The organism is Priestia sp. 53B2 (genome assembly GCF_056099005.1).
The window spans coordinates 101322-126843 of the sequence record NZ_JBLZXA010000030.1; the positions used below are offsets into that span (position 1 = coordinate 101322).

25 protein-coding genes and 2 riboswitches are annotated in these 25522 nt (G+C 39.3%); of the genes, 3 read left to right on the forward strand and 22 right to left on the reverse strand.

Translation table 11 applies throughout. The features are described 5' to 3' along the window. Nucleotides 1-80 precede the first annotated feature (80 nt). On the reverse strand, nt 81-620 hold the full coding sequence (locus ACN6NE_RS25135) for an SMI1/KNR4 family protein (protein ID WP_129709922.1): 540 nt from the start codon (nt 618-620) through the stop codon (nt 81-83). A 155-nt stretch (nt 621-775) separates the two neighbouring features. Beyond that, complete coding sequence (locus ACN6NE_RS25140; RefSeq protein WP_129709924.1) at nt 776-2368, reverse strand: APC family permease; 1593 nt, start codon at nt 2366-2368, stop codon at nt 776-778. A 249-nt stretch (nt 2369-2617) separates the two neighbouring features. Between ACN6NE_RS25140 and ACN6NE_RS25145 the strand changes: the two genes are divergently transcribed. Both ACN6NE_RS25145 and spoIIP read left to right on the forward strand, forming a co-directional pair. Beyond that, nucleotides 2618-4186: an RQC-minor-2 family DNA-binding protein gene (locus ACN6NE_RS25145; RefSeq protein WP_474328019.1), complete on the forward strand. Its 1569-nt coding sequence runs from the start codon at nt 2618-2620 to the stop codon at nt 4184-4186. Between the two features lie 160 nt (nt 4187-4346). Then, entirely contained in the window at nt 4347-5516 is a 1170-nt protein-coding gene (spoIIP, locus tag ACN6NE_RS25150) for a stage II sporulation protein P (protein ID WP_129709928.1), read from the forward strand. Between the two features lie 26 nt (nt 5517-5542). On the opposite strand, the gene cobO is transcribed toward spoIIP, so the two are convergent. From cobO to ACN6NE_RS25235, 17 genes are all read right to left on the reverse strand, one after another. Further along, nucleotides 5543-6082 (reverse strand): cob(I)yrinic acid a,c-diamide adenosyltransferase, encoded by a 540-nt coding sequence (gene cobO, locus ACN6NE_RS25155; RefSeq protein ID WP_057236207.1) that lies wholly within the window; start codon nt 6080-6082, stop codon nt 5543-5545. 31 nt (nt 6083-6113) lie between these two features. Then, a complete protein-coding gene (locus ACN6NE_RS25160; protein ID WP_071274028.1) occupies nt 6114-6683 on the reverse strand; it encodes a nitroreductase family protein in 570 nt (189 codons plus the stop codon). A 20-nt stretch (nt 6684-6703) separates the two neighbouring features. Beyond that, a complete protein-coding gene (cobA, locus tag ACN6NE_RS25165; RefSeq protein WP_129709932.1) occupies nt 6704-7474 on the reverse strand; it encodes a uroporphyrinogen-III C-methyltransferase in 771 nt (256 codons plus the stop codon). Further along, entirely contained in the window at nt 7471-8853 is a 1383-nt protein-coding gene (locus ACN6NE_RS25170; protein ID WP_474328022.1) for a cobyrinate a,c-diamide synthase, read from the reverse strand. The genes cobA and ACN6NE_RS25170 overlap by 4 nt, the downstream gene beginning before the upstream one ends. A gap of 13 nt (nt 8854-8866) precedes the next feature. Further along, nucleotides 8867-9991 (reverse strand): cobalt-precorrin 5A hydrolase, encoded by a 1125-nt coding sequence (locus ACN6NE_RS25175; protein ID WP_129709936.1) that lies wholly within the window; start codon nt 9989-9991, stop codon nt 8867-8869. Continuing rightward, nucleotides 9988-10764 (reverse strand): precorrin-4 C(11)-methyltransferase, encoded by a 777-nt coding sequence (gene cobM, locus ACN6NE_RS25180; protein ID WP_474328024.1) that lies wholly within the window; start codon nt 10762-10764, stop codon nt 9988-9990. Before cobM ends, ACN6NE_RS25175 begins: the two co-directional genes overlap by 4 nt. Next, a complete protein-coding gene (cobI, locus tag ACN6NE_RS25185) occupies nt 10761-11462 on the reverse strand; it encodes a precorrin-2 C(20)-methyltransferase (protein ID WP_474328026.1) in 702 nt (233 codons plus the stop codon). Before cobI ends, cobM begins: the two co-directional genes overlap by 4 nt. A gap of 2 nt (nt 11463-11464) precedes the next feature. After that, nucleotides 11465-12661 carry a precorrin-6y C5,15-methyltransferase (decarboxylating) subunit CbiE gene (gene cbiE, locus ACN6NE_RS25190; protein WP_474328028.1) on the reverse strand — a complete coding sequence of 399 codons (1197 nt, stop codon included), beginning with the start codon at nt 12659-12661 and terminating at the stop codon, nt 11465-11467. Beyond that, nucleotides 12651-13754, reverse strand: coding sequence for a cobalt-precorrin-5B (C(1))-methyltransferase (locus ACN6NE_RS25195; RefSeq protein ID WP_028408304.1), 1104 nt, complete (start codon nt 13752-13754; stop codon nt 12651-12653). The genes cbiE and ACN6NE_RS25195 overlap by 11 nt, the downstream gene beginning before the upstream one ends. A gap of 3 nt (nt 13755-13757) precedes the next feature. Then, entirely contained in the window at nt 13758-14405 is a 648-nt protein-coding gene (locus ACN6NE_RS25200; protein ID WP_013083415.1) for a precorrin-8X methylmutase, read from the reverse strand. Nucleotides 14406-14410: 5 nt separating this feature from the next. After that, entirely contained in the window at nt 14411-15178 is a 768-nt protein-coding gene (gene cobK, locus ACN6NE_RS25205) for a precorrin-6A reductase (RefSeq protein WP_013057314.1), read from the reverse strand. Further along, nucleotides 15175-16086, reverse strand: coding sequence for a sirohydrochlorin chelatase (locus ACN6NE_RS25210; RefSeq protein ID WP_129709944.1), 912 nt, complete (start codon nt 16084-16086; stop codon nt 15175-15177). The genes cobK and ACN6NE_RS25210 overlap by 4 nt, the downstream gene beginning before the upstream one ends. Before the next feature lie 18 nt (nt 16087-16104). Beyond that, nucleotides 16105-17727 carry a precorrin-3B C(17)-methyltransferase gene (gene cobJ / locus ACN6NE_RS25215; protein ID WP_129709946.1) on the reverse strand — a complete coding sequence of 541 codons (1623 nt, stop codon included), beginning with the start codon at nt 17725-17727 and terminating at the stop codon, nt 16105-16107. Between the two features lie 13 nt (nt 17728-17740). Next, nucleotides 17741-18121 (reverse strand): (2Fe-2S) ferredoxin domain-containing protein, encoded by a 381-nt coding sequence (locus ACN6NE_RS25220; RefSeq protein ID WP_129709948.1) that lies wholly within the window; start codon nt 18119-18121, stop codon nt 17741-17743. Between the two features lie 100 nt (nt 18122-18221). Beyond that, nucleotides 18222-18401, reverse strand: a riboswitch (cobalamin riboswitch). A gap of 118 nt (nt 18402-18519) precedes the next feature. Next, nucleotides 18520-18698: riboswitch (cobalamin riboswitch) on the reverse strand. Between the two features lie 146 nt (nt 18699-18844). Continuing rightward, the gene (locus ACN6NE_RS25225; RefSeq protein WP_013057318.1) at nt 18845-19003 is read right to left on the reverse strand and encodes a hypothetical protein; all 159 of its coding nucleotides are present in this window, start codon (nt 19001-19003) and stop codon (nt 18845-18847) included. A gap of 313 nt (nt 19004-19316) precedes the next feature. Beyond that, nucleotides 19317-20354, reverse strand: coding sequence for a M42 family metallopeptidase (locus tag ACN6NE_RS25230; protein ID WP_129709950.1), 1038 nt, complete (start codon nt 20352-20354; stop codon nt 19317-19319). A gap of 107 nt (nt 20355-20461) precedes the next feature. Continuing rightward, the gene (locus tag ACN6NE_RS25235; RefSeq protein WP_474328031.1) at nt 20462-21733 is read right to left on the reverse strand and encodes a cation:dicarboxylate symporter family transporter; all 1272 of its coding nucleotides are present in this window, start codon (nt 21731-21733) and stop codon (nt 20462-20464) included. A 386-nt stretch (nt 21734-22119) separates the two neighbouring features. Here ACN6NE_RS25235 and brnQ point away from each other — a divergent pair, with 386 nt between their 5' ends. Further along, the gene (gene brnQ, locus ACN6NE_RS25240) at nt 22120-23475 is read left to right on the forward strand and encodes a branched-chain amino acid transport system II carrier protein (protein ID WP_129709954.1); all 1356 of its coding nucleotides are present in this window, start codon (nt 22120-22122) and stop codon (nt 23473-23475) included. A 39-nt stretch (nt 23476-23514) separates the two neighbouring features. Here brnQ and ACN6NE_RS25245 read toward each other — a convergent pair whose 3' ends face one another. The 3 genes from ACN6NE_RS25245 to ACN6NE_RS25255 form a co-directional block, all read right to left on the reverse strand. Next, entirely contained in the window at nt 23515-23892 is a 378-nt protein-coding gene (locus ACN6NE_RS25245) for a hypothetical protein (protein WP_474328033.1), read from the reverse strand. 14 nt (nt 23893-23906) lie between these two features. Then, nucleotides 23907-25064, reverse strand: a complete 1158-nt coding sequence (locus tag ACN6NE_RS25250) for a hypothetical protein (protein ID WP_043982907.1) — start codon at nt 25062-25064, stop codon at nt 23907-23909. Nucleotides 25065-25250: 186 nt separating this feature from the next. After that, nucleotides 25251-25448 (reverse strand): IDEAL domain-containing protein, encoded by a 198-nt coding sequence (locus tag ACN6NE_RS25255; RefSeq protein ID WP_013057324.1) that lies wholly within the window; start codon nt 25446-25448, stop codon nt 25251-25253. Nucleotides 25449-25522 lie beyond the last annotated feature (74 nt).

Below are 25522 nucleotides of genomic sequence, written 5' to 3' on the forward strand. Positions count from 1 at the left end.
ATACGCTGTTCTAGCTTATGATGACTACATAAAAAGCAGAGCGATTAACACGCTCTGCTTTTACATTCGAGAAGATAACGTTATTGAGCCGTTGTCTTTTTATCCGTTGAATGAACTTTATTACAAAGCTCATTCCAGTGCCAAAAACAATTCCCTTGACTCACTATAAAACAATCCAGCCATTTCTGAAAATTCATATGTAATACATGTGCATCTTGAAACGATGCGTTCCGCTTTTTTACTATTATATATGCAGAGTGCGCTGATTTTTTGGAGTCAATGATAATCTCTTCTTCTCCAACAGACCCAATTGTCATATAGAGACTCTGACTTTTAGAAGCTGTTTCTCTTACATCTTCTAAGCTATAAATATTCCCTGATATTTTTTTGTCAGCATCAATGAACAAATTACACCCATTTGTTAGCTGCAAAAACTGCTTGTAGTCTTCAGGAAGTGATACATGCATTTCTTCTTCAAAAACATTCAGTTGATTCTTGCTTACTCCATCAAAAAAAGTACAAGTGGTTCTGTGTACTTCTCCTTCATTTTTACATACTTCTATAACATTATTGTTTTCCCACAGCCGCTTTCGAAGTGAATTTATTATTTTTTCAATCATACTCTTCCTCCAAGCGTTGAATTTAAAACGGTTACACTACATTAATTAAACAATAATGTGCTGATTCCTTCTTTCCTGCTAAATTATACGATAAACTTTAGAAATTCATGTTCAAATAACATAGAAAAAAGCAGCGAATATCGCTGCTTTACAGGTTATACAGGTGCTTTTTCTTCCTGTTCAGGATGGTGATCGTAATCAATAAGCGCTTTTGGAAGGCCCGTATATTTAGCCCAATAATAAATCCCAAGAGATACGACCGCTATGATAATTAAGTCTCCAGGCGTATCGATTAAACCCTTCCCTCCGCCGAACGAACCAATATAAGAAATAAAGAGCATGATGATATAATAAGCAACTAACCACCAAGTTGATTTAATCTGCTGACGAAGACTTACTTCGTTTTTAGGCACATATTTAGCAAAAATCAAATATATAACAAACATAACCAATTGAGAAGTTAACAGCCATGAAATAGTCTTCCATCCTGACCAGTAGACAATAAAGGAAGCAAAAATAAAGGATAATGGACCAATTATACTCATTCCTCTTAATTTAAAAGGCTTTTCCAAATCTTTTGCGTTCACCATAAAGGCCGCTGATGAAATTGGTGCAATCGCGTAAGAAAGAATAAGCGCAACAGAGCATACGTTTACGAGTGCATTCCATGAAGGAAATGGCAGTGTCCAAAAAATCGAAAGTCCTAATGAAAGCCATAGAGATGATCGAGGAATCCCTGTTTTTTTATCCACATGAGCAAACGTTTTAAATAGCGTACCGTTACGAGACCAAGCATAGATAAGTCTAGATGTTGTATTCATAAAAATATTACCGTTACCACCCGGTGATAAAATAGCGTCTAAAATAACAAGTGTTGCTAGCCAGCCAAGGCCCAGAACAACAGCGATGTCTTTAAATGGCAGTGAGAATTTATCTTGAATGCCGGACCAACCGCCTTTAATCATGTCAGATGGAATAGCTCCGATAAATAATACTTGTAGAGCAGTATAAATGAGAGCTGCTAAAATGATACAAATCACAAGAGCAATTGGAATATTACGCTGAGGATTTTTCACCTCTCCAGCTACCGATACAATTGGATGAAGACCTAAGTAGGCAAACATAACCCCGCCTGTGGCAATGGCGGCCTGGATACCATCAAACCCCCCGGGAGCAAACTCTCCCATCGTAAAGTTTCCTGACTTAAAATAAAATGCCAGCGTTACGATTACTGTAAGCGGTACAAAATATTTAAAAATAGAAATAATAATATTCGATTTTGCAAAGGCTTTTACACTCCAGTAATTGAGTAAAAAGAATAAGCAAAGCAACACAAATTGTAGAATCCATCCAGATATCGTCGGTGAATCAGATCCAGATTTTGTTAAACCCGGAAACCAGTAGGCCACATACTGTCTCACTGCTGTTACTTCGATAGCGATTAAGCTAGTGTACGCTACAATAGTAATAAATGAAATCATATAGCCTACAAGATGACCGTGTGAATAAACAGGATATCGAATAATTCCTCCTGTACGAGGCAAGGCAGCCCCTAGCTCAGCGTATACAAGGCCTATTAATAAAATAATAACTCCACCAATAACCCAAGAAAAACTTCCTGCAGGACCGGCTTGCGTAGCGACATTACTAACGGCAAACAGCCAAGCGGAGCCAAAAATAGCCCCTAATCCAATCAATGTTAAATCTAATAGGGATATCGTCTTTTTAAACGGACCTTTATTCTCCATAAGCTTCCTCCTTTGGATGAATCATCACTTTTGTTGTTTTTTTTGACAACATTCATATATATTCGATAATATATGTCAAAATTTTTATTACTATACCCATTCAAAATTACTTTGAATCCCTTTTCTTGATTTCTACAGATTAATTAACAGAAAATTTTTAAAAATAACTCTTATATTCAAGACACACTAAAACTTTTTCTTCTCTTCTTTAATAGGTAAAATACTCAATAAATGAAAGGAGTTAGACAAATGACTTTACCAGAAAATTTTCCTGTTGATTTTACAGCTTACAACCACTTAACATTCCTTCCGCTCGGACGCAAAAATAAATCGATTCGGTCCGTAGGAAGTAAACATACTAAAGGGCTACTTGGACGTTTAAATGACTACTTTGAGCGAGCAATGAATGAGTTATCTCAAGAAGATATAGTCCTTTTTCAAACGTTCTTATATGGAAGTCATAGGGGCGGTTTTCCCGTCGCAATTGATAAAAATGAAGACGTTTATCCTCACTTTTGGAAACCAACTTCATTTCTATGGAAAGAATATAATAAGAATCGCGGCATTCCTATTCATCATGATGAGTTTTATTCTCAAGATTTTACGGTTTTGACTAAAAATGAGTTGGAAAATTATCTTGGAAGCATTATGAAAGATTACATGTTTTGCGCTAGGATACATGATTCTTCAAAAGAAGAATGGATTCAACATATTAATAAGTGTTTCTTCAAACATCCGCTCATTTCCCTTTATCATCGAAATGCAGATGTGATTGAGGCAATTGAACAATCAAAAAAATCACCTTTGCTTTTTATTATGAAAAACCCTGAGCAAATTGCTTTTTGGCGCAATCGGATTGAAATCATTATGAGACCTTTTCGATCTCTTCCTTACACCGCCTTTGAGAGAGGATTTTCAGATACGGAAGATACGGTATTAACTGTTCACGGAGAAAACGAGATCATTCGCTTAACTTCAGAAAACAGAGGTCTCGCCGTAACATATGATGTTACAAATGATGCTATTTCACTCGATGATGAATATAATGTAGTGCTAGCAGCCAAACGCTTAGCTACAACTCAGCGGCAGTTCGAAGAGATTATAGATGAAAATGAAGAAGTGACTCAAAAACTGCTTGTCTTTTTTAAATGGAAAAGTCTTTTAAAGCATCATGAAGTGAACATCAAAGAAATCCAAGACAAATTGTGCAGCCTAACCACTTATCAACTTAATCAAAGACAAGTTTTACAGGAAAACGATCCCTTTCTTTCCTTCATTCAAAACGTATTACAAGTAAAAACACCGAATGCAAATCTCGAAGTTGGTTCCATTCAATGGTTTTCGCAATGGGATTTTCCAGATGTCACCCTGCTGCAGGAAACAAACAAATTTACATGTTATATGGACCCAAACGAAATAGAAAAGAAACTGACAGAAATAAGCGCTAAGATAGAAAATGAACTTCATAAGCAGCGTCAGGCCCTGCTTTCAACTCCGCTAAAAATCGGTCAAATAACTTTTGATTCAAACCAAATGCTACGGTTATTAACGCTTATAGATACCTTAAAGAACACGGAAACTCAGCAGAGTTACGTACAAATTTTAGAAGGCGTTTCTACTAACAGTATTCGTCAAAAAGAGCTCGATAAAATACCTGCATTTGGATTATTAAATTCCGTAAAGCGCAAGCGCATTGTTACGTATTTACAAGAATTACAAAACTATCAGCTGCTTAAAAAAGAGAAAAAAGGATTCAGCCTCACTCCAAAAGGGGAAGCCATCCGACGTCTATTTGAAGAAGAATCACGGAGAATATGAGATTATATCTCGCGTGATTCTTCTTTTTTGATTTTGAAAACTACTTTCTCTATTAAATGCTTATCATAATTAGAAATCTCCATTCATATAATCATTACTAGATTAGCAAAGTCCTTCATACCTATTAGCCTGATGCTGACATAGAGAGGAGATTTCGCCATTGAAATCTAGTAATCGCGCCAATTTTGTAGTGTTAACATATAAGATGGTTCTTGTTATTTTATCCATTGTTTTAATGACATCATCTATCATTGTTCTAGTGAGTTACTCAGCATTTAAAGAACAGTTCAACTCTTCTATTGTCTATCAAACGTTATCGAAGCATAAAGCGGAGAGCCTTTATTATCTGATGAGCCAAGAAAACCACCACTTTTCAACGGCTTTTGATAAAAATTACTCGCCTCCAGGTCTTTCTTCTACACTGCTAGAGTTATCAACAAGTATTCGAGCAGAAGACGCGAGAAGCTTGTTTGGTTCAGAACTTCCTGGATTCAGTATTTACGACTCCAATATCATCATCGCCGGTGAAGGCACCAATTTCACAAACTTCCCTAGAGAATCTGCACCACCGTTAGATGAAACGCTAAAAGAAAGAAATTCTACTACAAAAGTTCAGCAACCTAAAGAAAACAATGGTACGAATGCTCCAAATAATAATACAACTGGCGGAAAAAAGGTATTTTATATTTATCATACGCACAGCTGGGAATCTTACTTGCCTCTGTTAGGACTTGAAGGTGATCCAGATGCTAATAAAGCAGTAGATAGCAAAACAAATATTAATATAGTCGCAAATATGCTAGGAAAAGATTTAGAGGCTCAGGGAATTGGAGCAGAAGTGGATCAAACCAATATTGGACAGAAATTAAAAGAAAAAGGTTGGAACACCAACCAATCATATGCCATGTCTCGTACAATAATTGAAACGGCGATGACTGAGAATAGAGATTTAACTTACTTTATCGATTTGCATCGAGATTCGCTTCGAAAAGATAATACAACCATTAAGATTAACAATAAATCGTATGCAAAAGTTGTGTTTGTTTTAGGTAAAGCGAATCAAAACTTTGAACAAAACTTAAAAATGGCAAAAGCGCTTCATGAAGGTCTTGAAAAGAAATATCCTGGGTTAAGCCGCGGAGTTATTGGCAAAAACAAATCCAGCGGTAACGGTGTATATAATCAGGATGTTTCTAAAAATGCGATTTTAATTGAAGTGGGCGGAGTTGATAATAACTTTGATGAACTAACCAACACAACAAAAGCACTCTCTGATGTCATTAGCCAATTTTACTGGCAAGCTGAAAAAGTAGATGCTCCTGCTCAATAAAAAAAGCCCTCTTCACTGAGGGCTTTTTAAAATTCAATTCCTTTTACAGCAGGAATTCCTTCATCATAATAATGTTTATGAGGCTTCATTTCCGTCACAAGATCTGCTGCATCCATTACTTCTTTTTTGGCAGAACGCCCGGTAATGACCAAATGCATATGCTCCGGGCGCTTTTGAATAAGGTCAATTACTTCGTGTAGTGGTAGCACATCATCAATAGGAAACTTCTCGATAGCTAGTGCATTATTTAACTCGTCTAAAATAACCACATCATATTCGTTCGAGAAGACTTTTTCCTTCGTTAGCGCCCAAGCTTTTTGCAAAGCTTCACGATGTTCAGGCGGTGTTTTTGTCCACGTAAAGCCGACTCCTGTTTGAACCATTTCAATTCCTATTCTGTCAAACATCAGCTTTTCGCCATATGTACGCTGAGGAGATTTAATAAATTGAATCATTAATACTTTTTGTCCGCGTCCCGTAGCGCGCAACGCAAGACCTAAAGCAGCGGTTGTTTTTCCTTTACCGTCTCCGGTATAAATTAACGTAAGACCCCGTTTGTCTTTCAATCTAAAAACCTCTTTTTCTTCGAATTTCAGTTTACAGCCATGTTGTTTTTTCTGTAAACGATGTTCTAGCAGGCTCTTTCATTTTTGTAAGAGACTCTTCATTTGGATAGCCTAGAAATACGTTTCCTACTACGACTTTACCTGAAGGCTTGCCAATAAACTCATGCAATCTCTCGTCTCGAACAAGACCAACGCCTCTTGTTCTCCAAACGAATCCAAGACCTAGTTCTTTAGCTGCTAGCCACATGGAATGAATCGCGCATGAAACCGCATATTTGTTGTCTTCCGTGGCTTCGTCGTCTCCTTCAACTGTATCAGCTGTTACAACGATATGTACAGGCGTATTTTTCACTGCTTTTAACGAACTTTCTACTAAATGAGGCTTTGTAGGAAAGCGCTCCTTTAAATACGCTTCAGCCAGTTCTTCATACTTCTTTTTTGCTTCTCCTTGAATCACATAAAAGCTCCAAGGCTCTCTCATTCGGTCATTTGGAGCCCACGTCGCTGCTTCAAGCAGCTGTTCGATTTTCTCTTGTTCGACTTCACGCGGTTCATGATCTCGTACCGCTCTTCGTTCTTTTAGCTGTGAAATAATCGTCATATTGTCTCCTCCTTTTAACATTAAAGCAGAATATTTTCCGCTCTTTCTTCAAACCATTTTATTTTTTCTCTAATTGTCACAACTTCGCCTACAAGCACGATGGCAGGATGAGCAATTTCTGCTTTTTTTGCTATTTCTTCGATTGTGGCAAGCGTTCCCGTTACGGTGCGCTGATACTTCGTCGTTCCCCATTGAACAAGCGCTACTGGCGTATGTTTGTCTCGTCCGTGGTCCATCAACTGCTTGCATATATGAGGTAAATTTCCAACGCCCATATAAAACGCAATTGTATCTATTCCTTGAGCAAGCGCTGACCAGTTTAAATAATCTTTTCCTTTTTCTTCTCTTCCATGACCCGTTACAATGGCAAAAGAAGTGGCATAATCTCTATGGGTAACAGGAATTCCTGCATAAGCTGGAGCTGCAATTCCTGACGTGATACCAGGCACTACTTCGTAAGGAATTCCTTGAGTAGCAAGTACTTCAGCTTCCTCTGCTCCGCGGCCAAACACAAAAGGATCCCCTCCTTTTAAGCGCGTCACTACTTTTCCTTGAAGTGCTTTTTCAACAAGCAGTTCGTGAATACGATCTTGGATGACTCCGTGCTTGCCCGGTAATTTCCCGCAAAAAATAAGCTCCGCTTCTTTTTTAGCATAGTTTAACAACTGTTCGTTGGCTAAGCGGTCATATAAAATAACATCCGCTTCTTGAATACACTCCATTCCATATACGGTTATTAACTTCGGATCTCCTGGTCCGGCTCCTACTAAATATACTTTTCCAACTGTCACACGGCATCTCTTCTTTCTTTTTTTACCGCTTTACACTGTTCCACCCAGTTTTCTACCATCTTCGTAGAAGAGCCGAAATGAAAGTGCGTATAGCCGGCAATTAAATTATTGTTCATATAGCCTTCTTCTTTCATTCCTCGCATCCCTTTTGTATCATAAGCAGGCGAAAACTCTTTCTCTGAATGAAAGGTTGAATAATGAAATTCATGGCCTTTAGCTTGTATATCGCCTTTAAATAAAAAATTACCCGGCTTTCCCGTCACTTCTCGGTATCCTAAAGCAGCTAATTTTGTCTGCATTCTTACTTGTCCGGGAATAAGCCCCACCATTTCATGGCATGTATCATCTGTTGTAACAATAGCATCTGTTAAGAACATAAAGCCTCCGCACTCAGCAAGTGTAGGAATCCCTTTTTGGATGGATGCTCGAACAGAACTTTTAACATCAATTTGCTGAGCCAGCGTTTCAGCAAATTCTTCTGGAAATCCACCTCCTATATAAAGGCCATCAGCATCTTGTGGAACCGTTTCTCCTTTTAAAGGCGAAAATTCTATAAGCTCTGCTCCGTAAGCTTTTAACAATTCGAAATTTTCTTCATAATAAAAGTTAAAAGCGGCATCTCTCGCCACAGCAATTTTCACTTGAGGTACGGACGGCTTTGTAAAGATAGGATCATTAATTTCTATTTTAGGAGCTAAAGCCAGTTCATATACTTTTTCGATATCAATTGTATCATGAACAAGCTTCCCTAACTGTTCAAAAAACGGTGTTAACTCTCCTCGTTCAATCGACGGAATGAGCCCGAGGTGACGTTCAGGAATCGTAAGATCATCGTTTCTTTTCAAGTAGCCTACTACAGGGATATGACATTCCTGCTCAATCGCTGCCTTAACAAGTTTATAATGTCCTTCACTTCCAACCCGGTTAGCAATCACACCGACGATGTTCGCTTCGGGTGAAAATTGCTGAAACCCTTTTACAATCGCCGCTGCACTTCTAGCCATACTAGCACAGTTGACAACTAAAAGGACAGGGCTATTGGTGATTAAGCTGATTTCTGCTGTTGTTCCTTCGTTCGTTAACGGATTTTTCCCATCGAAAAATCCCATAACTCCTTCCATGATGGAAATATCAGCATCTTCACTAGCACGAGCGACAATTTCTCTAACCATATCATGCTCAAGCATCCAGCTGTCTATATTTCGAGACGTTCGTTCTGTAACAGCCGTATGATACGTTGGATCAATATAATCGGGTCCGCATTTAAACCCTTGAACTCTGTAACCAGCTTGTCTTAATGCTGCCATCAGTCCGATTGTAAGTGTTGTTTTCCCTACGCCACTTCCGGTACCGGCAATGACGAGTCTTCTGTTTGACATGTTGTTCTCTCCTTTAGTCATATGGAATAAGTGCCACTGAAATGGTTACATTCCCTGACTTTTTCTTCACAAGTTCAAGCTTATCAGTACCGCTGTATAACATAGCAGCAGGTTCACTGACGCCATATGCGCCTGTATATTTAAAGACAGTATCTGAAGGCTGTTGGATACTTATGCTGTTTAGCTCTTTGGGCGAATAATAGACAAACTCCCAGCCGTACTTAGACGCCACTTCTAACAGCCCTTCTTCATCTTTCTTTAACTCTATTGTACATAATGCTTTTACACTTTTCATTGAGAACTGAAGTTCAGCAAGCGTTTTTTCAATAACGGTTTCAATTTCAGCTGTACTTGTCCCACGGTTGCATCCCATCCCAATCGCTAATACTTTTGGTCGGTAAAGAACACCGTTTTCTAAGATTGCTTCTTCCTCTTTTTTTAAATTGCGATGCGTTACGACCAAAGCTGCATGTGGCGATGCTTCAAGAGCTGTCTGAATCGATGAATACGTTTTAATGTTAGCTGGAACAGGGTGCTCATAATGCCACCAGTTCTTTTCACCTGATTCTTGAATCACTGCTATTTCTTCTTCATTCACCACAGAAGCGCTGACAGGCGTTAGTTTTTCTGCTGATTCCCACACCCATCCAAAGCGCTTACCAAATAAATCAACCGGAATTGTTTTTTGCACATCGGATGCTGTTGTAATGACAGGATGAGCTTCAAGAGCTGCCGCCACTTCACGCGTTAGCTCATTTGCTCCTCCGATATGACCTGAAAGCACGCTGATGACATTTTCACCTTTATCATCAATAACAACAACCGCAGGATCCGTTTTCTTATCTTTTAAAATAGGAGCAATCATACGTACAACTGCTCCCAGTGAGATAATAATAATAAGTCCTTTATACGATTCAAAAAGAGAAGGCAAAAGTATCCGAACGCTTCCTGAAAACAGCTGAATATTCTGCTCTTGTTCGTCTCCTTTTTCAAACTTGCTCATGTAATACACATCAGACTGCTGAAAGATGCGGCCTAGATTTCTTGCAATTTCTACACCGTGCTTCGTGATGGCCACGACGGCATAATCCCCGCGCTGTGTAATGAGCGCTTTTTTTCCTTCTTGGAGTTGAATCATTCCGGCTTCACTCCTCTTCGAAAGCCATGGGTAAATGTTTTATCATAAAGTTTTGAGCGATAATCTTTGTCATGAATGTGGGGGTCAAGTGCCCAGCCTGCCAAAATCATCGCCTGCTTGCGAATGCCGTTTGTTCGCATAGCATCATCGAGGTCTTTTACCGTTGTGCGAACAATTTTTTCATCTGGCCACGTTGCTTTATAGACTACTACAACCGGCGTACCCTCACTCCAACCGGCGTTTATAAATTCTTTCATTACTTTTTTTGTGAGCGTCGCGCTTAAAAATAACGCAATCGTACATTTATGTTTTGCTAAATCGGTTAATTTTTCAAACTCAGGCACAGGCGTTCTTCCTTCAGCACGAGTTAAAATAACTGTTTGAGTCAAATCTGGAATGGTTAATTCTGCTTCAGCCGCTGCTGCTGCAGCGAATACGGAGCTGACGCCCGGAACGATTTCAATATCAACGCCTTCTCTTTTTAAAAGCACCATTTGTTCCATAATGGCTCCGTACATAGCTGGATCTCCGGTATGTACTCTTACAACCATTTTTCCTTCACGCATGCGCTCAAGCATAGTACCGACCATTTCTTCTAAATGCATACCCGCTGTTTTTAACACTTCAGCTCCTGGTTTAGACTTAGCAACTAGCTCTTGACTTACCAGTGAGTCAGCGTACAAGACAACATCTGCTTGCTGAAGTAATTTTAAGCCTTTTACTGTAATTAAATCTGGATCTCCGGGTCCAGCTCCGATTATGTATAACTTCATTTTCGCACCACCATTAGAGTTAAGTATTGTAAATCGGCTCCTTCTAGTTCTGAAGCTTTCCAGATAATTTCTTCATCAGACGTTACTTTTGTCACCACTGACGCTTTTTCAAGCAAATCAAGCTCTTTTAAAAGACCGACCATAAAATCGATGACTTTGGCCACTTTAATAAAAATGACGCAGTCGTTTTCCATTAATACTTTTTTCATTGTTTCATAATCTTCACGAGCAGGAACAATTGCTACGTGTTCATCACCGTCTGCTAACGGAATACCTAAACGAGATGCAGCTCCATTAATGGATGAAATACCAGGAATTACTTGAATCGGAACTTCAGGGTGACGTTCTTGCATTAGACGCATCATGTGAATAAACGTACTATAAAGCATAGGGTCGCCTTCTGTGACAAATGCTACATCTTTTCCTTCCTGGAGCTTTTCCCATACTCGTTCTACCGTTTCGGTCCATTTTCTTTCCAAAATAGCAGGATCTTTTGTCATTGGAAACACAAGGCCAAGCATATCTTTTTCATTTGCACTGAAATAGACATCAATAATTTTTTGGGCGTAGCTTTTGCTTCCTTTTTGTTTTTTCGGGTACGCGATAACGGGTGATTCTTTTAATTTACGAAATGCTTTTACTGTAATAAGTTCTGGATCTCCGGGTCCAACTCCAAGTCCGTACAATGTTCCAATCATATTCATTCTCCTCTTTTGGCTGTAATAATATAAATGGGGTTTAAAGCGTCAAATCGTGTTAAATGTAAAATGGGCTTGCTTCTTGAAATTTGTGCAAGGGTAACAGCCGTCTCAAATCCTCGCTCTTTAAAAGCTTTCATTGCTTCTGCTAAATTTTCAATCGTTACGGCATTTAATACGATGCGCCCTCCTGAATTTAAGCGGCTGCAGCACACATCCAAAATGGTTTCCATACCTCCTGCTGTACCTCCAATAAACACCGCATCAGGATCAGCAAACTCACTTAACCCTTCCGGTGCTTTTCCGTGCACAGTGTGGGCGTCTACTCGAAATTTCGCTAGGTTTTCTCTGCAGTTTTCTAAGTCTGCTTCATTTTTTTCCACGGCAAAAATTTGTCCTTCACGCGCAATTTTAGCCGCTTCAATTGCGACTGAACCCGTACATGTTCCGATATCCCATACGACGCTGTCTCTCTTTAGCTGCAGGGCGCTAATACTAAGTGTACGAACTTCTTTTTTGGTAATAAGTCCTTTGTCCGGCTTGCGTTGAATAAATTCATCGTCCTCTATTCCAAGAGGCCAGACTGGGCTTTTTTCTACCTGCTTTAATATCACGACATTAAGCGGAGAAAAGAGTTGATTCGCCGCTTCTTCCAGCGAAAGCAGCTGACAGCGCTCCGTTTCTCCACCTAGGTTCTCTGCCACAAACATCTTGTATTCTGTCATGCCGAATGATAATAAGTAGTTTGCCAAAGCACTAGGAGAATTTTGCTCATCGGTTAAAATCGCCACTGTTTTATAGCCGTCAATGCGCTGAGCCAGTCCTTTTATGCTTCTGCCGTGCACGCTTGTAAAATAAGCATCTTGCCATCGCTCTTTTAAACGTGAGAATGCAAGCTGAATAGAACTTAAATAAGGATATATTTCAACGTCTAGCTTCGTAGAAAGATAGCTCCCAATTCCGTAAAATAACGGGTCGCCTGATGCTAAAACAACCGCATTTCCTTCTTCGTTTTTTAAACGTTCAACAAGAGGAGAAAGACCCCCTTTAATAGCTACTTTTTCTCCTTCGAAATCTTGAAAAAAATCCAGGTGACGCTTTCCTCCAATTAGCACATCACTTTCATACACCCACTGTTCATACATAGGAAGCAGACTTAACTTCCCATCGTCACCAATTCCAATAATTTTAATTGCCATGTTGCACCGCCTGTCCTAAAAAATCTCCTTTTAATGTGTAAAGAGACGTATCGACATCGATTCCGTCCCCTACTTCCTTTAATGCTGATAAACAGCAGTACTCGCAAAGTTTTTCAAAAAATTGATGATGACCGCTTTGCGTCATTAAATCTCCTACTTGAGAAGCTGTGTTTGCACCTTTTATTTCCTCTACCAGTTCAGCAGAAGCGCCTGACTCAGAAGCTGCTTTTGCTAAAAAATTAAAATCAATAGGTGCACTTTTTGAATGAACCATCATAACGCCTTGCGCGACTTTTGAAAACTTTCCCATCATGCCTACGAGCGACACTTTTTTCATTCCTTGCTTTTTACATTGTTTTAAAGTAAATCCAACAAAATCTCCCATTTCGATAAATGCTTCTTCCGGAAGTTCAGGGAACTGTTTCATTCCATACTTTTCGCTTCGTCCCCCTGTAGTAATGACAACGTGCTCACAATTACTCGCTTTAGCAACGCTGATTGCCTGCACGATACTTGCTTTATAAGCAGCTGTTGAGAACGGAACGACAATTCCTCTTGTCCCCAGTATCGAAATGCCTCCTAAAATGCCTAGACGCGCATTTAATGTCTTTTTTGCCATTTCTTCTCCTTCAGGAACAGAGATGACAATTTTAACGCCTTTTTGAATATTATATTGGGCTAGAAGCTGTTCAGCCGTTTCTTTCAGCATCTTTCTTGGAACAGGGTTAATGGCTGCTTCACCGACAGGAACTGGGAGGCCGGGCTTTGTCACACGCCCTACTCCCACTCCTCCATCAATGATAATGTCTGCACCATTACACCACGAAACTTCAGAAATAATCAGCGCTCCGTGCGTGGCATCGGGATCGTCTCCAGCATCTTTAATGATGCTGGCTACAGCGCTGCTTGTTCGATACTCGCATTCTTCAAGATGAAACGTAGCAAAGCGGCCGACAGGTAAGTAAATCGTTGACTCATCTTGCACTTCTCCTGAAATTAGCGTAAGCAGAGCTGCTCTCGTAGCTGCCGTTGCACAAGCGCCCGTCGTATAGCCTTCTCTGAGTTTCTTAGGTTCTTTTGGTACTTCCTTCATGCGTTACACCTGATCTGCAAGAATTGAAATTGCATTTAATGCAGCAACCGTTACCGTACTGCCGCCTTTTCGCCCGATGTTTGTAATAAACGGCACGTCAAGTTTTGCAAGTTCTTCTTTAGATTCAGCTGCTGAAACAAATCCTACCGGCAGACCAATAACAAGCCCAGGCTTCGCTTCTCCTTCTTTAATCAAACGAATTAATTCAAGTAAAGCTGTGGGTGCGTTCCCAATTGCAAAAATTCCTCCGTCTGCTTCTTTGATGGCTTTTCGCATAGAAATAATTGCACGCGTTGTATTTAAGCGCTTTGCTTCTTCCATTACGTCCGGATCTGAAATATAAACTTTGATTTCACCGCCGTGTTTTTCAATTCGCTGCTTGTTTGTTCCTACTTGCACCATTTGTACATCTGCAACCACTTGCTTGCCGCTGCGAATGGCTTTAATTCCTGCTTGAATCGCATCCGGATGAAACAGCATGCTGCGTCCAAGCTCAAAGTCTGCAGACGCATGAATTACGCGCTGAACAATTGGGTATTGTTCGTCTGTAAACGGATGAGGCCCAAGCTCTTCTGTAATCATTTCAAAACTTTTCCCTTCAATTTGCTGAGGCTGAACAGTTAACGGTTTAAATTCTGTACGAAAATCCATCTCAATCAACTCCTAGTTTGGTTTACTAAAGCATGAACCACTTCTTCAAACGTGGAATACACGGTCCCATACTCAATTTTCGGTCGCCCAATCATAATAATATCTAAGCCTAACTCTTTGGCTGCTTCCACTTTTTCATCCACAGATCCAACTTTTCCGCTTTCTTTTGTGACCATGACCGTCACTCCGTATTGCTTATACAGCGCTCGATCAAACTCTTTTGTAAACGGCCCTTGAATAGCAATAATATTTTTTTGCGGAAATCCTAATTGCTGGCACTTTTCCATATTATCCAGCCTTGGAAGCATACGAGCAACAAGCCGTACATCTGAAAGAGGAAGCAGCTTTTCTGTAAAAACCTGCAGCGTTTTGCTGCCTGTTGTCAGCATAATAACTCCTTTTTTCTCAGCAGCTACTTCTGCTGCTTCTTCATACGTGGAAACCATCGTCATATTATCATAGGTAAAAGCCTGCGAAGCCCGCTCATAGCGTATGTAAGGAATCGCTGTTTCAGCAGCCGCGCCGATAGCATTTTTAGATGCTTCTTCCGCAAAAGGATGACTTGCATCCACAATAGCTTTTACACGATGTTCGTTTACAAAATCCGTCATATCTTCTTTTGTGAGACGTCCAATTTTCACTTTCACTTCTGCTCGCTGTAATTCGATAGCTGCGTTTTCGGTTACAACCGTTGCCGTAACCTCATGACCTGCTTTTTTCACTTGAACGGCTAATGCACGTGCATCGCTAGTTCCTGCTAACAATAAAATCATTTTAGCTCGCCGACCTTATCTTCATGGTGGTCGTGGTCATGATGGTGATCGTGGTGATGGTGTCCGTGATCATGGTCATGATCGTGATGATGGTGGTGATCAATATGCTCCATAATGCCGAGGCGATATTGACACGTATCGCAGTTCATTTTCACTTCACCTTCTAATCCTTCTTCAGCACGTTCTTTTAAAATTGTCTGCAGTTTTGGGTGAAAACCGAAATAGCCGGCTAGCTTAAACTCAATGTTTTCATGCTGCAATTTATACTGCTTCACCATTTCTTCTAATCGCTTAATTAATACTCCTGTAAATAAGAAATACGGGAGAATAACCACTTTTTTAGCGCCCAATTTCAAACATCGCTCCACGCCTTCATCAATCAGTGGAGCGGTCACGCCCATAAAAGAAGTTTCGACGATTTTATAATTTGTTTTTTCCCAAAGAAGGCGCGTAATTTTATATAAATCACTGTTTGCATCAGGATCACTTCCTCCTCGCCCTAAGACGATAACAGCCGTGTCTTCAGCTGGAGTTTCTAAATTCTCTCCTGATTCTTGTAATCTCGTTTTTAAAATTTCAAGGGCTTCTTCATGAACGCCAATGGGACGTCCGTATACGAAGTTTACGTGTGGATATTTTTCCTTAGCTTCATCTATAGCCGCCGGAATATGTATTTTAGAGTGGCCAGCAGGCAAGAGCATAATTGGAATTACAACTACATCTTGTGCTCCTTTTGCCACACATGTATCAATACCTTGACTTACATTTGGGCGTTCAAACTCTAGAAAACACGTTTCTACTAAAATAGATGCGTCCCAATCATGCTTCATAGTCGAAATAAATTCGCGAATTTGATCGTTCCCTTCAGGATCTCTGCTTCCATGACCGACAAATAAAACTGATTTCATATAATGCCCTCCCATTTTTTAATCTCCACACGGAGCTGGTTCTACTTTTATTTTTGGTGTTATATCTTGATAGTCGAATCCATAAACGTTCTTCACACGCTTAAAAAATTTATGAAATCGCTCATTAGGATGACCTTTTTCTTTATATTCATGGACAATGTTCTCCACTATTTCAACAATGTCATCGGGCGCTATGCCTTCCGCCACAATTTGACCTGAATGCGCATTGCGTCCAACCGTTTTAGCTCCTAAAAATAAATCAAAAGCACCTTTTCTATAGACAATGCCGATATCTTCTTGAACAGCACCATAACAGGCCATACCGCATCCATTAATACCAAGCTTCAGCTCTTTTGGCATGTCCATTCCCCCAAGGCGTTTTTGTAATTCTTCCGTATGTGGAATAGCATCGCTTTTTTCTCCGTCACAAAAATCACACGCTTTGATTGTGAACACGTCTCCGACCGGAGATAGTAAAAAGGAAGCTGCTTGGAGCTTTTTAATAATCACGTCTGGCTGAGCCGTTGGAATTTGCAGTTTGATTTGATGGTCAGGTGTATACTCCATCGTACCTTTTTCACCAACAACTTCTGCTAGTGTGGTCATTTGAACAGGCGTGAATTTCTTATTTGCAAGTCCTGGACTAACCGCCACTTCGAAAATAGACTGTATTGACTGGTGTACGACCGCAGAAGTGGTTTCACCTAAAATTGCTTGAAGCGCTTCTTCTGCAAGAGCTCGTGAAGTTGCTTTTTCTTCTCTTGTGTCCTGAACTGCTTCAATAGCTGAAGCTGTTTGCTCTACAGTCTCTTCTTGATCGAGAGCCCATGGTTCTGCTTCTTTTCGAAGTCGCTGATGCGGTCTTAGCGGCTGCTCTGTTTGGTTGAGGGTATATTTCCGCTGATATCCTCGCGGTGTAATCATTAAATCGTCGTAAAAGAACGTAGATGAATTTCCGACAACAACGGTAGTCAGCATGCCTATTTCGTGGTTTAACATGTCTTTTAAGTTAGTCATTACGACTTCTTCACGGTCACGATAAGCGCTTTTCACAAGGCCAACAGGCGTATCAGGGGAACGGTACTTTAATAGAATTCTTTGTGCTTCAACAATTTGTCTTGTTCGTCTTCCGCTTTTTGGGTTGTAAAAAGCCACTACAAAATCTGCTTGTGCAGCTGCTTCAATTCTTTTTTCGATTAGCTCCCAAGGCGTAAGGTGGTCACTTAAACTAATCGTACAAGCATCGTGCATCACGGGCGCTCCAAGGAGAGATGCGCATGAATTAATAGCCGAAATGCCAGGAATTACTTCCAGCTCTACGCCCGTTTCTTTTTTCCAGCCTTTTTCAATCAACACTTCATACACAAGGCCTGCCATTCCGTATACTCCTGCATCTCCGCTTGAAATAACAGCTACGGTTTTTCCTGCTTCAGCTTGCTTTACAGCTTCTTGTGCACGGCTTACTTCTTCGGTCATTCCCGTACTAATAATTTGCTGATTCGTTAACAGTCCTTGAATTAGTTCCACATAGGTTTTATAACCGATGATCATATCACTTTCTTGAATGGCTTCTCTTGCTCGCTGTGTAATATGTTCAAAGCTTCCTGGCCCAAATCCAATAACTAACAGTTTACCTTTCATGCTAGCTCCTCCTTTATGCGTTACTTTTTACTTTGTCAATTCCTTCTATGGAGTCACTGTTTTCCGGAGAAACGAAACCGTTTTGATCATATTCATAGATAAGCGATTCCCTTATACTGCAGCCTCCTGCTAAATGCTCTTCGACAATTCGGTGAGCGACGGTTTCAGTGACCTGCTTGTACCAATCTCCTGAAGGATACACGATAGCTACTGGAGCATCTTTGCATCGTCCGTTACAGCGCGTACGCGTTGTATGAACCGTTTCATCCAAATCCAGTTCCGTCACCTTATTTCGAATAGCTTGCGTGGCTTCTTCTCCACCTTTTCTCATACAGCTGCTTCCATTACAAATCAATACGTGATGTTTTGTTCCATTTAAGTTCCACGTCGTCACACTCATCGCTCCTTTACTAAAAAAAGCGCCTCTATCAATGATAGAGGCGCAGAAAATTCAAACTAAGTTTTTGCACTTCCACCTATATCCCGTAGGGTAAGCTTCGCATTAGAAAAAGGCCGGTTTCCTGACTTCGATTCATCACTTGATTGCGCCTTCCCGAATACAGTGGCATATGCAATCAGCTCCTCTTCACAGTGGCGGGTACCGCGCTGGCTTCACACCAGACTTCCCATTTAACGCAATGTGAACATTGCGCACCTTTTTTGCACGATATGTAGTTTTACGCTACGAGAAAAACCCGCTTCGCTAATATGCGAGCGGGTAAAACGTCAGAATAAGAGTGTACACGAATGCCACTTTAAGCCAACGTCTTCCTTCCCGCTCCCCGGAGAAATAGAAACTTCACAATAAAGACAGGTCTCCTGACTTGTGTATCATTCTACTTGAGAACCTTCCCGTGATTTCTTCACAGTGGTTATACTCGTTCGTCCACACTTACAGTTGCGGGGACAGTACTGGCCTTTCACCAGTTTCCCTATTAAGCCTTCTTGGCATCTTTACTGTTGCTGTTTGATATATATGAACCTTTTAAACTATCAGAATAATAGAAGTAACTACCATATCATAGCGTACATTTTTTTTTATTTCAACTCTATTCTTTTCGGAAGATACAAGCATCTATAAAAAAACAAGAGCATAAAATCAGCTCTTGTTTTTTCATTATATAGCTACTAATGTTAAATGAGGATCATTATAATACACAACTTCTGAAAGGACTTTACAGCCATTTGTTTTAGCAAACGCTTCTCTCGCCTGCTTTTCAGTTTCAAATTCAAACATTTTCATTTCTTTTCCAGCATATACCGTCAGTACCCACATGAAAAGATTCGCCTCCGATTATTGTAGTGATCGCTATATCCACATTATGCCGAAACCATTTCCTTTTGAAAACCCATTCTACAAAACTTGTCACAAGAAACTTTTTAAAATTTAAAAACATTTTAACTTCTGTAAATGAACACAATGTACAAAAGGTTTAAGCAGTCCTCTTTAAAAAGGGTGCTTTTTTAACCAACTGTTGCTTCACCAGTAAAAAAATATATAGTATTTATTAAAAAAAGAAAGTACAGACATCACAATCCCGTCCTGCTCTTTATTTTGCATAAAAATACACTAATTAAATATTCCTCTCTTAAAGTAGAACCATGTTCGACTGCACATAGTGATAAAGAAGCTTATACGTATGGTTCAATGAATCTTGATGCGTTCTCTCAAACGCATGAGAAGAATCAATTCCTGGACCAATTAAGCCGTGTACGATATCGTGTCCGGCACGAATAGCAGCAGAAGCGTCTGATCCGTAAAACGGATAAATATCTAATTTGTACTGAATATCATGCTGCTTAGCTAGCTCCACCAAATGCTTTCTCAAACCATAATGATAAGGGCCACTTGAATCTTTTACACAAATAGATACGGTGTATTCATCGGTAGATTGTCCATCTCCCATAGCACCCATATCAACAGCTAAGTATTCTACTGTTTGAGGCGTAATGTTCGAATTTCCTCCGTATCCAATTTCTTCATTATTTGAAATGAGAAAGTGCGTAGTGTATGGCAGTTCGATCTGTTCTTCTTGAATTGTTTTCATGAGCTGAAGCAATAAAGCTACGCTTGCTTTATCATCGAGATGACGAGATTTAATAAAACCTCTTTTTGTTATTTCTATACGAGGATCAAACGAAACAAAGTCGCCGACTTCAATTCCAAGGCTGCGAACATCTTCTGCGCTATGTACTTTTTCATCCAGTCGAATTTCTATATTTTCTTGATTTCGCTCAGCTTTCCCTGCATCTTTATACACATGAACAGATGTTTGATGCATCAGGATGGTTCCTGTAAATACTTCTCCTGATGAAGTTTCAATTTCACAATATTCTCCTTCAATAGAATTGTAGCGAAATCCTCCAATCAAGTCGATTTTCAGACGCCCACTCGGTTTGATTTCTTTTACCATAGCACCTAATGTATCGACATGAGCCGTCAGCATGCGGTGGTGATCTGTATCTTTACCGGGAATAGTAGCGACTAAGCCTCCTTTTCGATTGCGATACGTTTGAATATTTAGCTCTTTTACATAGTCTTCGACAAATGAAATCACCTTTTCTGTATTTCCAGAAGGACTGGGAATCGAAACAAGCTTTTTAATTAACTGAACAGTTTCCGTCATTATGACACTTCCTTTGTCTCTCATTTCTTTTATTTTACCATATGTTTCAAAAAAGATAACAGGCAGCTCCAAACAAAAAAGCCGGGCAGCTGCCCGGCTTTTTTGTTTTAAGCTATGTTTGATTTCTTTAATTCATTTATATAATTTAATGATTTTTGCTTATCAAACTCGCCTTCTGACTTGGACATTACAATTGCAGCTAAAGCATTTCCTACTACGTTAACTGTGGTACGCATCATATCAAGAATGCGGTCAATTCCTGCAATAAATGCCATGCCTTCAAGAGGGAAGCCCATAGATTCAAGTGTAGCAAGTACAACTACAAACGATGCCCCTGGTACACCAGCCATTCCTTTTGAGGTTAACATTAGCACAAGAAGGAGCTGAATTTGATCCATAATGGAAAGGTCGATGCCGTACATTTGAGCAATAAACAGCGATGCCAGCGCCTGATAAATGGTTGAACCATCTAAGTTAAACGTGTAGCCTGTTGGAATGACAAACGATGTAACCGACTTAGAACAACCGAAGTCTTCCATCTTTTTGATAAGAGATGGTAAAACCGCTTCTGAACTTGCCGTTGTAAAAGCAAGAAGCAGCTCGTCTTTTAACACTTTTAGCAGCGTAAACATGCTTGTTCCAGCCATTTTAGCAATAATTCCAAGAACCACAAGCACAAAGAAAATCATGGTGAAGTAAACGGCGAACACTAATTTTCCTAATGGAAGAAGTGATCCGACACCAAACTTTATAATATTAACACCAATAAGTGCAAATACACCTACTGGAGCAAATTTCATCACCAAATTAGTTACCCAAAACATTGCATCCAAGACGCCTTCAAAAAAGGCTAAAACAGGTTTTCCTCTCTCTCCAATCGAAGCTACGCCTACACCAAACAGTACGGAAAATAAAATGATTGGTAAAAGATCGCCTTCTGCTACCGATTGAAAGACGTTTGTCGGAACAATATGAAGAAGCTCCTGAGCAACCCCTGTACTTTCAGACGTTTTTGCCGTTGCCTCATATTGAGAAATATCGCTTTTTTCAATATGTCCTATATCAACCCCTGCACCAGGGTGGAATAAGTTCGCGGCAATAATCCCCACTACAATCGCAATGGTTGTAACAATTTCAAAATAAAGAATTGTTTTTCCGCCAAGCTTACCTAATTTTTTGATGTCGCCCACTCCTGCGACCGCTACGATTAATGCTGAAATCACAATCGGTACGACAATCATCTTAATTAAATGAATAAATATGTCTCCAACCGGCTGTAAAATAGAAATGGCCGTATCGCTTCCGTAAAAGATAGCACCTACAGCTACGCCTAAAATCAGTCCAATTAGAATCTGAGTTGCTAGACCTAACCTTTTCACTTTCTTGCTCCTTTCGCACAGTTGACTTTCACCCATTGAGCATATGCGGTTCAACGAACCGTGTATAAATATACACCCTTACAGCATCTTATGTAAACAGCTCTTTACTAAAAAAATGTAAGAACGCACATGCAAATTTTTAAAACTTACAGTTCTGTTTTATCATATCAAATGATTGTTGTATACCGAGATTTTTTCGCTGCTTATTTTTCTATTTTTGCTATTTCAGCGAATAAATTAAAAAAATAAAATTTTATATTGAAATATGCATTTTAGGTTAGTATAATACGATACATGTTTATTTTTATTATTCGAATATAAAATTCTGAAAATTTTAATTATTCAACACGATAATAAAAAGCATTTATAATTTTGGAGGTTTTAACGTGTCAAACAAAGTTCCTTTTTCATTTATAGTGGTTATTGGCTTTATGCTTTTTGCCCTATTCTTCGGTGCAGGTAATTTAATTTTCCCTGCGATGTTAGGTCAATCTGCTGGAAGCAATATTTGGTCAGCAAACGCTGGATTTTTAGTAACGGGTGTAGGTCTGCCTCTTCTAGGCGTTCTCGCATTTGGTTTTTCCGGAAAAGAGGATCTACAGTCTTTAGCTAGTCGCGTACATCCGGCTTTCGGTATTATCTTTACTACGATTTTATACTTGGCAATCGGACCGCTTTTTGCGATGCCAAGAACGGGAAGTGTTTCTTTTGAAATTGGCGTTAAGCCTTTTTTATCAGAAAATTCAGGTCACCTTCCTCTTATCATTTTCACAGTAATTTTCTTTACAATTACGTGCTTTTTTTCGCTAAATCCCGCGAAAATTGTCGATTTAGTAGGAAAAGTTTTAACACCTATTAAATTAACGTTTATTGGAATATTGGTAATTGTAGCCGTTGTGAACCCGATTGGAAAATTCGAAGCGCCAAGCGAAGCTTATACAACACACGCATTTTTTAAAGGCTTTCAAGAAGGCTACTTAACAATGGATACACTCGCATCATTTGTTTTTGGAATTATTATTATTAATGCAATTAAAGAAAAAGGCGCAAAAACAAACCGACAAATTATCTCAATTTGTGCAAAAGCTACGGCTATCGCTGCCGTTATTTTAGCTCTTATTTATAGCGCATTGTCCTATATGGGTGCTTCAAGCGTATCAGAGCTTGGACGTCTTGATAACGGAGGCACGGTTTTGGCTGAAGTATCGAATTACTACTTTGGCTCTTACGGAGGAATTCTTTTAGGTCTGATGATTACCGTTGCTTGTTTAACGACGAGTGTAGGCCTTGTAACATCTTGTTCTTCCTTTTTCCATAAGCTGTTTCCAAGTGTTTCTTATAAGTTGATTGCTGTCATTTTATCAGCATTCAGCGCCGTTGTAGCAAACTTTGGTTTAACGGAATTAATCGCTATTTCGGTTCCGGTCTTAACAGCTATTTATCCGTTAGCTATTGTGTTAATTGCTTTAACATTTTTACATCCTTTATTTAAAGGACGTTCTGAAGTCTACCAAGTAAGCCTTCTGTTCACGTTTATCGTTAGTTTATTTGATGGCTTAAATGCTGCTGGATTCAAAATTGCGGCAGTAAACGATCTGTTTACATCGATTCTACCTATGTATGGAGTGGGTCTCGGCTGGGTAGTTCCTGCTATTGTAGGAGGATTAATCGGTCTTGGCATTACCTTCCTTCGTACAAATGATAATACGAACAGAAACACTTCAAGAAAATTGATTAAATAAAAAGAGGATGCGAGTGCATCCTCTTTTTATTATGGCGTCTTATGAGTAAGGAGTTTTTTTCTCCATTAACCTCACTTCTTCTTTTAACACATGTTTTTCGTATAGATATTTATCCGTTCGTTGAAAATGATATTTATCAGCTTTTTCTTTTTCAGATGTGGTCAAAAGCACTCGACGATCAGAAGCATCTGACACACCAAACGTTTCATTTTGATAAGTAGCATACGGAGCTACAAAAAACACTTCTTCAACAGCATCACGAGGAACTTCTTTTGTAAAAGTCGTGTCATTGTATGGAATGAATCCATTTGCTACATCGCCTTTATCATAGCTAATCAGCTTTACACACCCGTTTTCCGTTTCATAACATTCGTAATCTCGTTCATTATATGCTGCATACAAACCTTTTCGAATCACAAAAAACCAGTCCTTTACATTGGGTTAGCAACCGCTGGTACAAATCGTTTTTCTTCTGCCACATAGGTAGCTAAAAGTACTTCTTCCCCATTTACCACTTGGTATAGTTCCGCTCCGTTTGCTGGTGGATAATAGTTATCAAATTTGAACTCTGGAACGGTTTCCCCGTTTCGAGATCCTGTAAACCCATTAAGCGTACATGGAGGTCCATCTGTTGTTTTCCCTCCGAACACAGTTCCGTAGGGAATATCAACGTGACTTACCGCTTGCGATTTAAATTTGATTACACCGTACGTCGATCCTTCTTCAGGAAACGGCCTTTTGCCTGAACCATCGGTGTAATCTAAACGTAAGCTTTCAACAAAATCTTTGTACGAAGTAATATCGTGAACATCTTCAGCTTTAGCTACATATCCTCCCACTGCCGTATAAGATCCATCTACATACTTTTCAATATCTTTAGCAGGGATCGTTTTTTGCAGCAGCGTATCTTTTGTAAGGGGAGAAACAGAATCACGTATAGCCTTCATTACTTCTATTTCATGAGAAGTTAATGTCTTAACATCCTTTAATTTTAGTTCATTAAACTCTTTTTTTGTAAGATTAACGCGCTTCAGCACTTCATTAATTTTTTGATCAAAATCTTCTAAGCTTTCTAAATCTGAAGCCGTATAATGAGCATCAACTGTTCTTACATCTTTATGTACTTTTTTAACTTCATTTAATTCATACTGTTCTACTTCATCAGCCGTTTTAAACGTTTCAACGCTTGAAATGGTTTCGCCATTCGTATCAGCTACAACGTAACCGTCTTCAGCCTTGATCACATATCCGACTTCTCCGTTACCTAACGCAATTAAGTCTGACTGTTGAAAAGCGGCTTTCTCTTTTTCTTTTTGAAATTCCTTATCTGTCATTCCCTTAGTAACGAGAGCTTTAAGTTCTGACGTGTCTTTACTGTCTTTTTGATTTGCTTCTACTTTCTCAGCTGTAACTGATGAAGTTTCCGTATTAGATGGAGAATGGGTGACCGTCCCAATGACAAAAATAAGCCCAAACACAATCCCTATGCCATACAAAAATTTGCTTGTTTTATGAGCTCTAAATAAAATTCCTAACACAATGCAAACAATACCTGCAATCAAGCTATCTACTAATAATAGATGTCCCAACCAAACCCCTCCTCTTTAATTCTTGTTTATGTTAAAAAAATCCATAAAAGAAGTCAATACAATTAATGTAAATAAAGTTTTAAATAGGAATATATTCATAATTATCACTAATTAATCCCTTTTAGCAGGTCTCAAAAATAAAACACACCACCTAAAAATAGATGGTGTGTGAAGTATAGTAAGTAATTAAGAAATTTGTTTAAGTTCTGATGAGAGTTTTAAAAACTCTTCTTTATTTTTCATCAATAGCGTGCGGTCGATTTCTTCTTTTAGCTGTGCTTTACGAAATTCTGCAATCGCCTTGTCTAAAATCATCTCAGCGAATAATGCATCAAGCACCTTTCCGTTGGATTTTTGCGGTGAATTAAGTAAATTCTTTTTCATAAGAAATCAACTCCTTGGCTTTTTTATAATATAACACAAATATTCTGACTTTTCAATCATTTAAACCAAGTATT

Bases quoted from the DNA above. Each gene is read 5' to 3' on its own strand.
- ACN6NE_RS25135 (WP_129709922.1), bottom strand. From the start codon at position 620: ATGATTGAAAAAATAATAAATTCACTTCGAAAGCGGCTGTGGGAAAAC.
- ACN6NE_RS25140 (WP_129709924.1), bottom strand. From the start codon at position 2,368: ATGGAGAATAAAGGTCCGTTTAAAAAGACGATATCCCTATTAGATTTA.
- ACN6NE_RS25145 (WP_474328019.1), top strand. From the start codon at position 2,618: ATGACTTTACCAGAAAATTTTCCTGTTGATTTTACAGCTTACAACCAC.
- ACN6NE_RS25160 (WP_071274028.1), bottom strand. From the start codon at position 6,683: ATGACGATTATTTCACAGCTAAAAGAACGAAGAGCGGTACGAGATCAT.
- ACN6NE_RS25170 (WP_474328022.1), bottom strand. From the start codon at position 8,853: ATGTCAAACAGAAGACTCGTCATTGCCGGTACCGGAAGTGGCGTAGGG.
- ACN6NE_RS25175 (WP_129709936.1), bottom strand. From the start codon at position 9,991: ATGATTCAACTCCAAGAAGGAAAAAAAGCGCTCATTACACAGCGCGGG.
- cobM (WP_474328024.1), bottom strand. From the start codon at position 10,764: ATGAAGTTATACATAATCGGAGCTGGACCCGGAGATCCAGATTTAATT.
- cobI (WP_474328026.1), bottom strand. From the start codon at position 11,462: ATGATTGGAACATTGTACGGACTTGGAGTTGGACCCGGAGATCCAGAA.
- cbiE (WP_474328028.1), bottom strand. From the start codon at position 12,661: ATGGCAATTAAAATTATTGGAATTGGTGACGATGGGAAGTTAAGTCTG.
- ACN6NE_RS25195 (WP_028408304.1), bottom strand. From the start codon at position 13,754: ATGAAGGAAGTACCAAAAGAACCTAAGAAACTCAGAGAAGGCTATACG.
- ACN6NE_RS25200 (WP_013083415.1), bottom strand. From the start codon at position 14,405: ATGGATTTTCGTACAGAATTTAAACCGTTAACTGTTCAGCCTCAGCAA.
- cobK (WP_013057314.1), bottom strand. From the start codon at position 15,178: ATGATTTTATTGTTAGCAGGAACTAGCGATGCACGTGCATTAGCCGTT.
- ACN6NE_RS25210 (WP_129709944.1), bottom strand. From the start codon at position 16,086: ATGAAATCAGTTTTATTTGTCGGTCATGGAAGCAGAGATCCTGAAGGG.
- cobJ (WP_129709946.1), bottom strand. From the start codon at position 17,727: ATGAAAGGTAAACTGTTAGTTATTGGATTTGGGCCAGGAAGCTTTGAA.
- ACN6NE_RS25225 (WP_013057318.1), bottom strand. From the start codon at position 19,003: ATGTGGGTACTGACGGTATATGCTGGAAAAGAAATGAAAATGTTTGAA.
- ACN6NE_RS25230 (WP_129709950.1), bottom strand. From the start codon at position 20,354: ATGACGGAAACTGTTCAGTTAATTAAAAAGCTTGTTTCGATTCCCAGT.
- ACN6NE_RS25255 (WP_013057324.1), bottom strand. From the start codon at position 25,448: ATGAAAAAGAATTTACTTAATTCACCGCAAAAATCCAACGGAAAGGTG.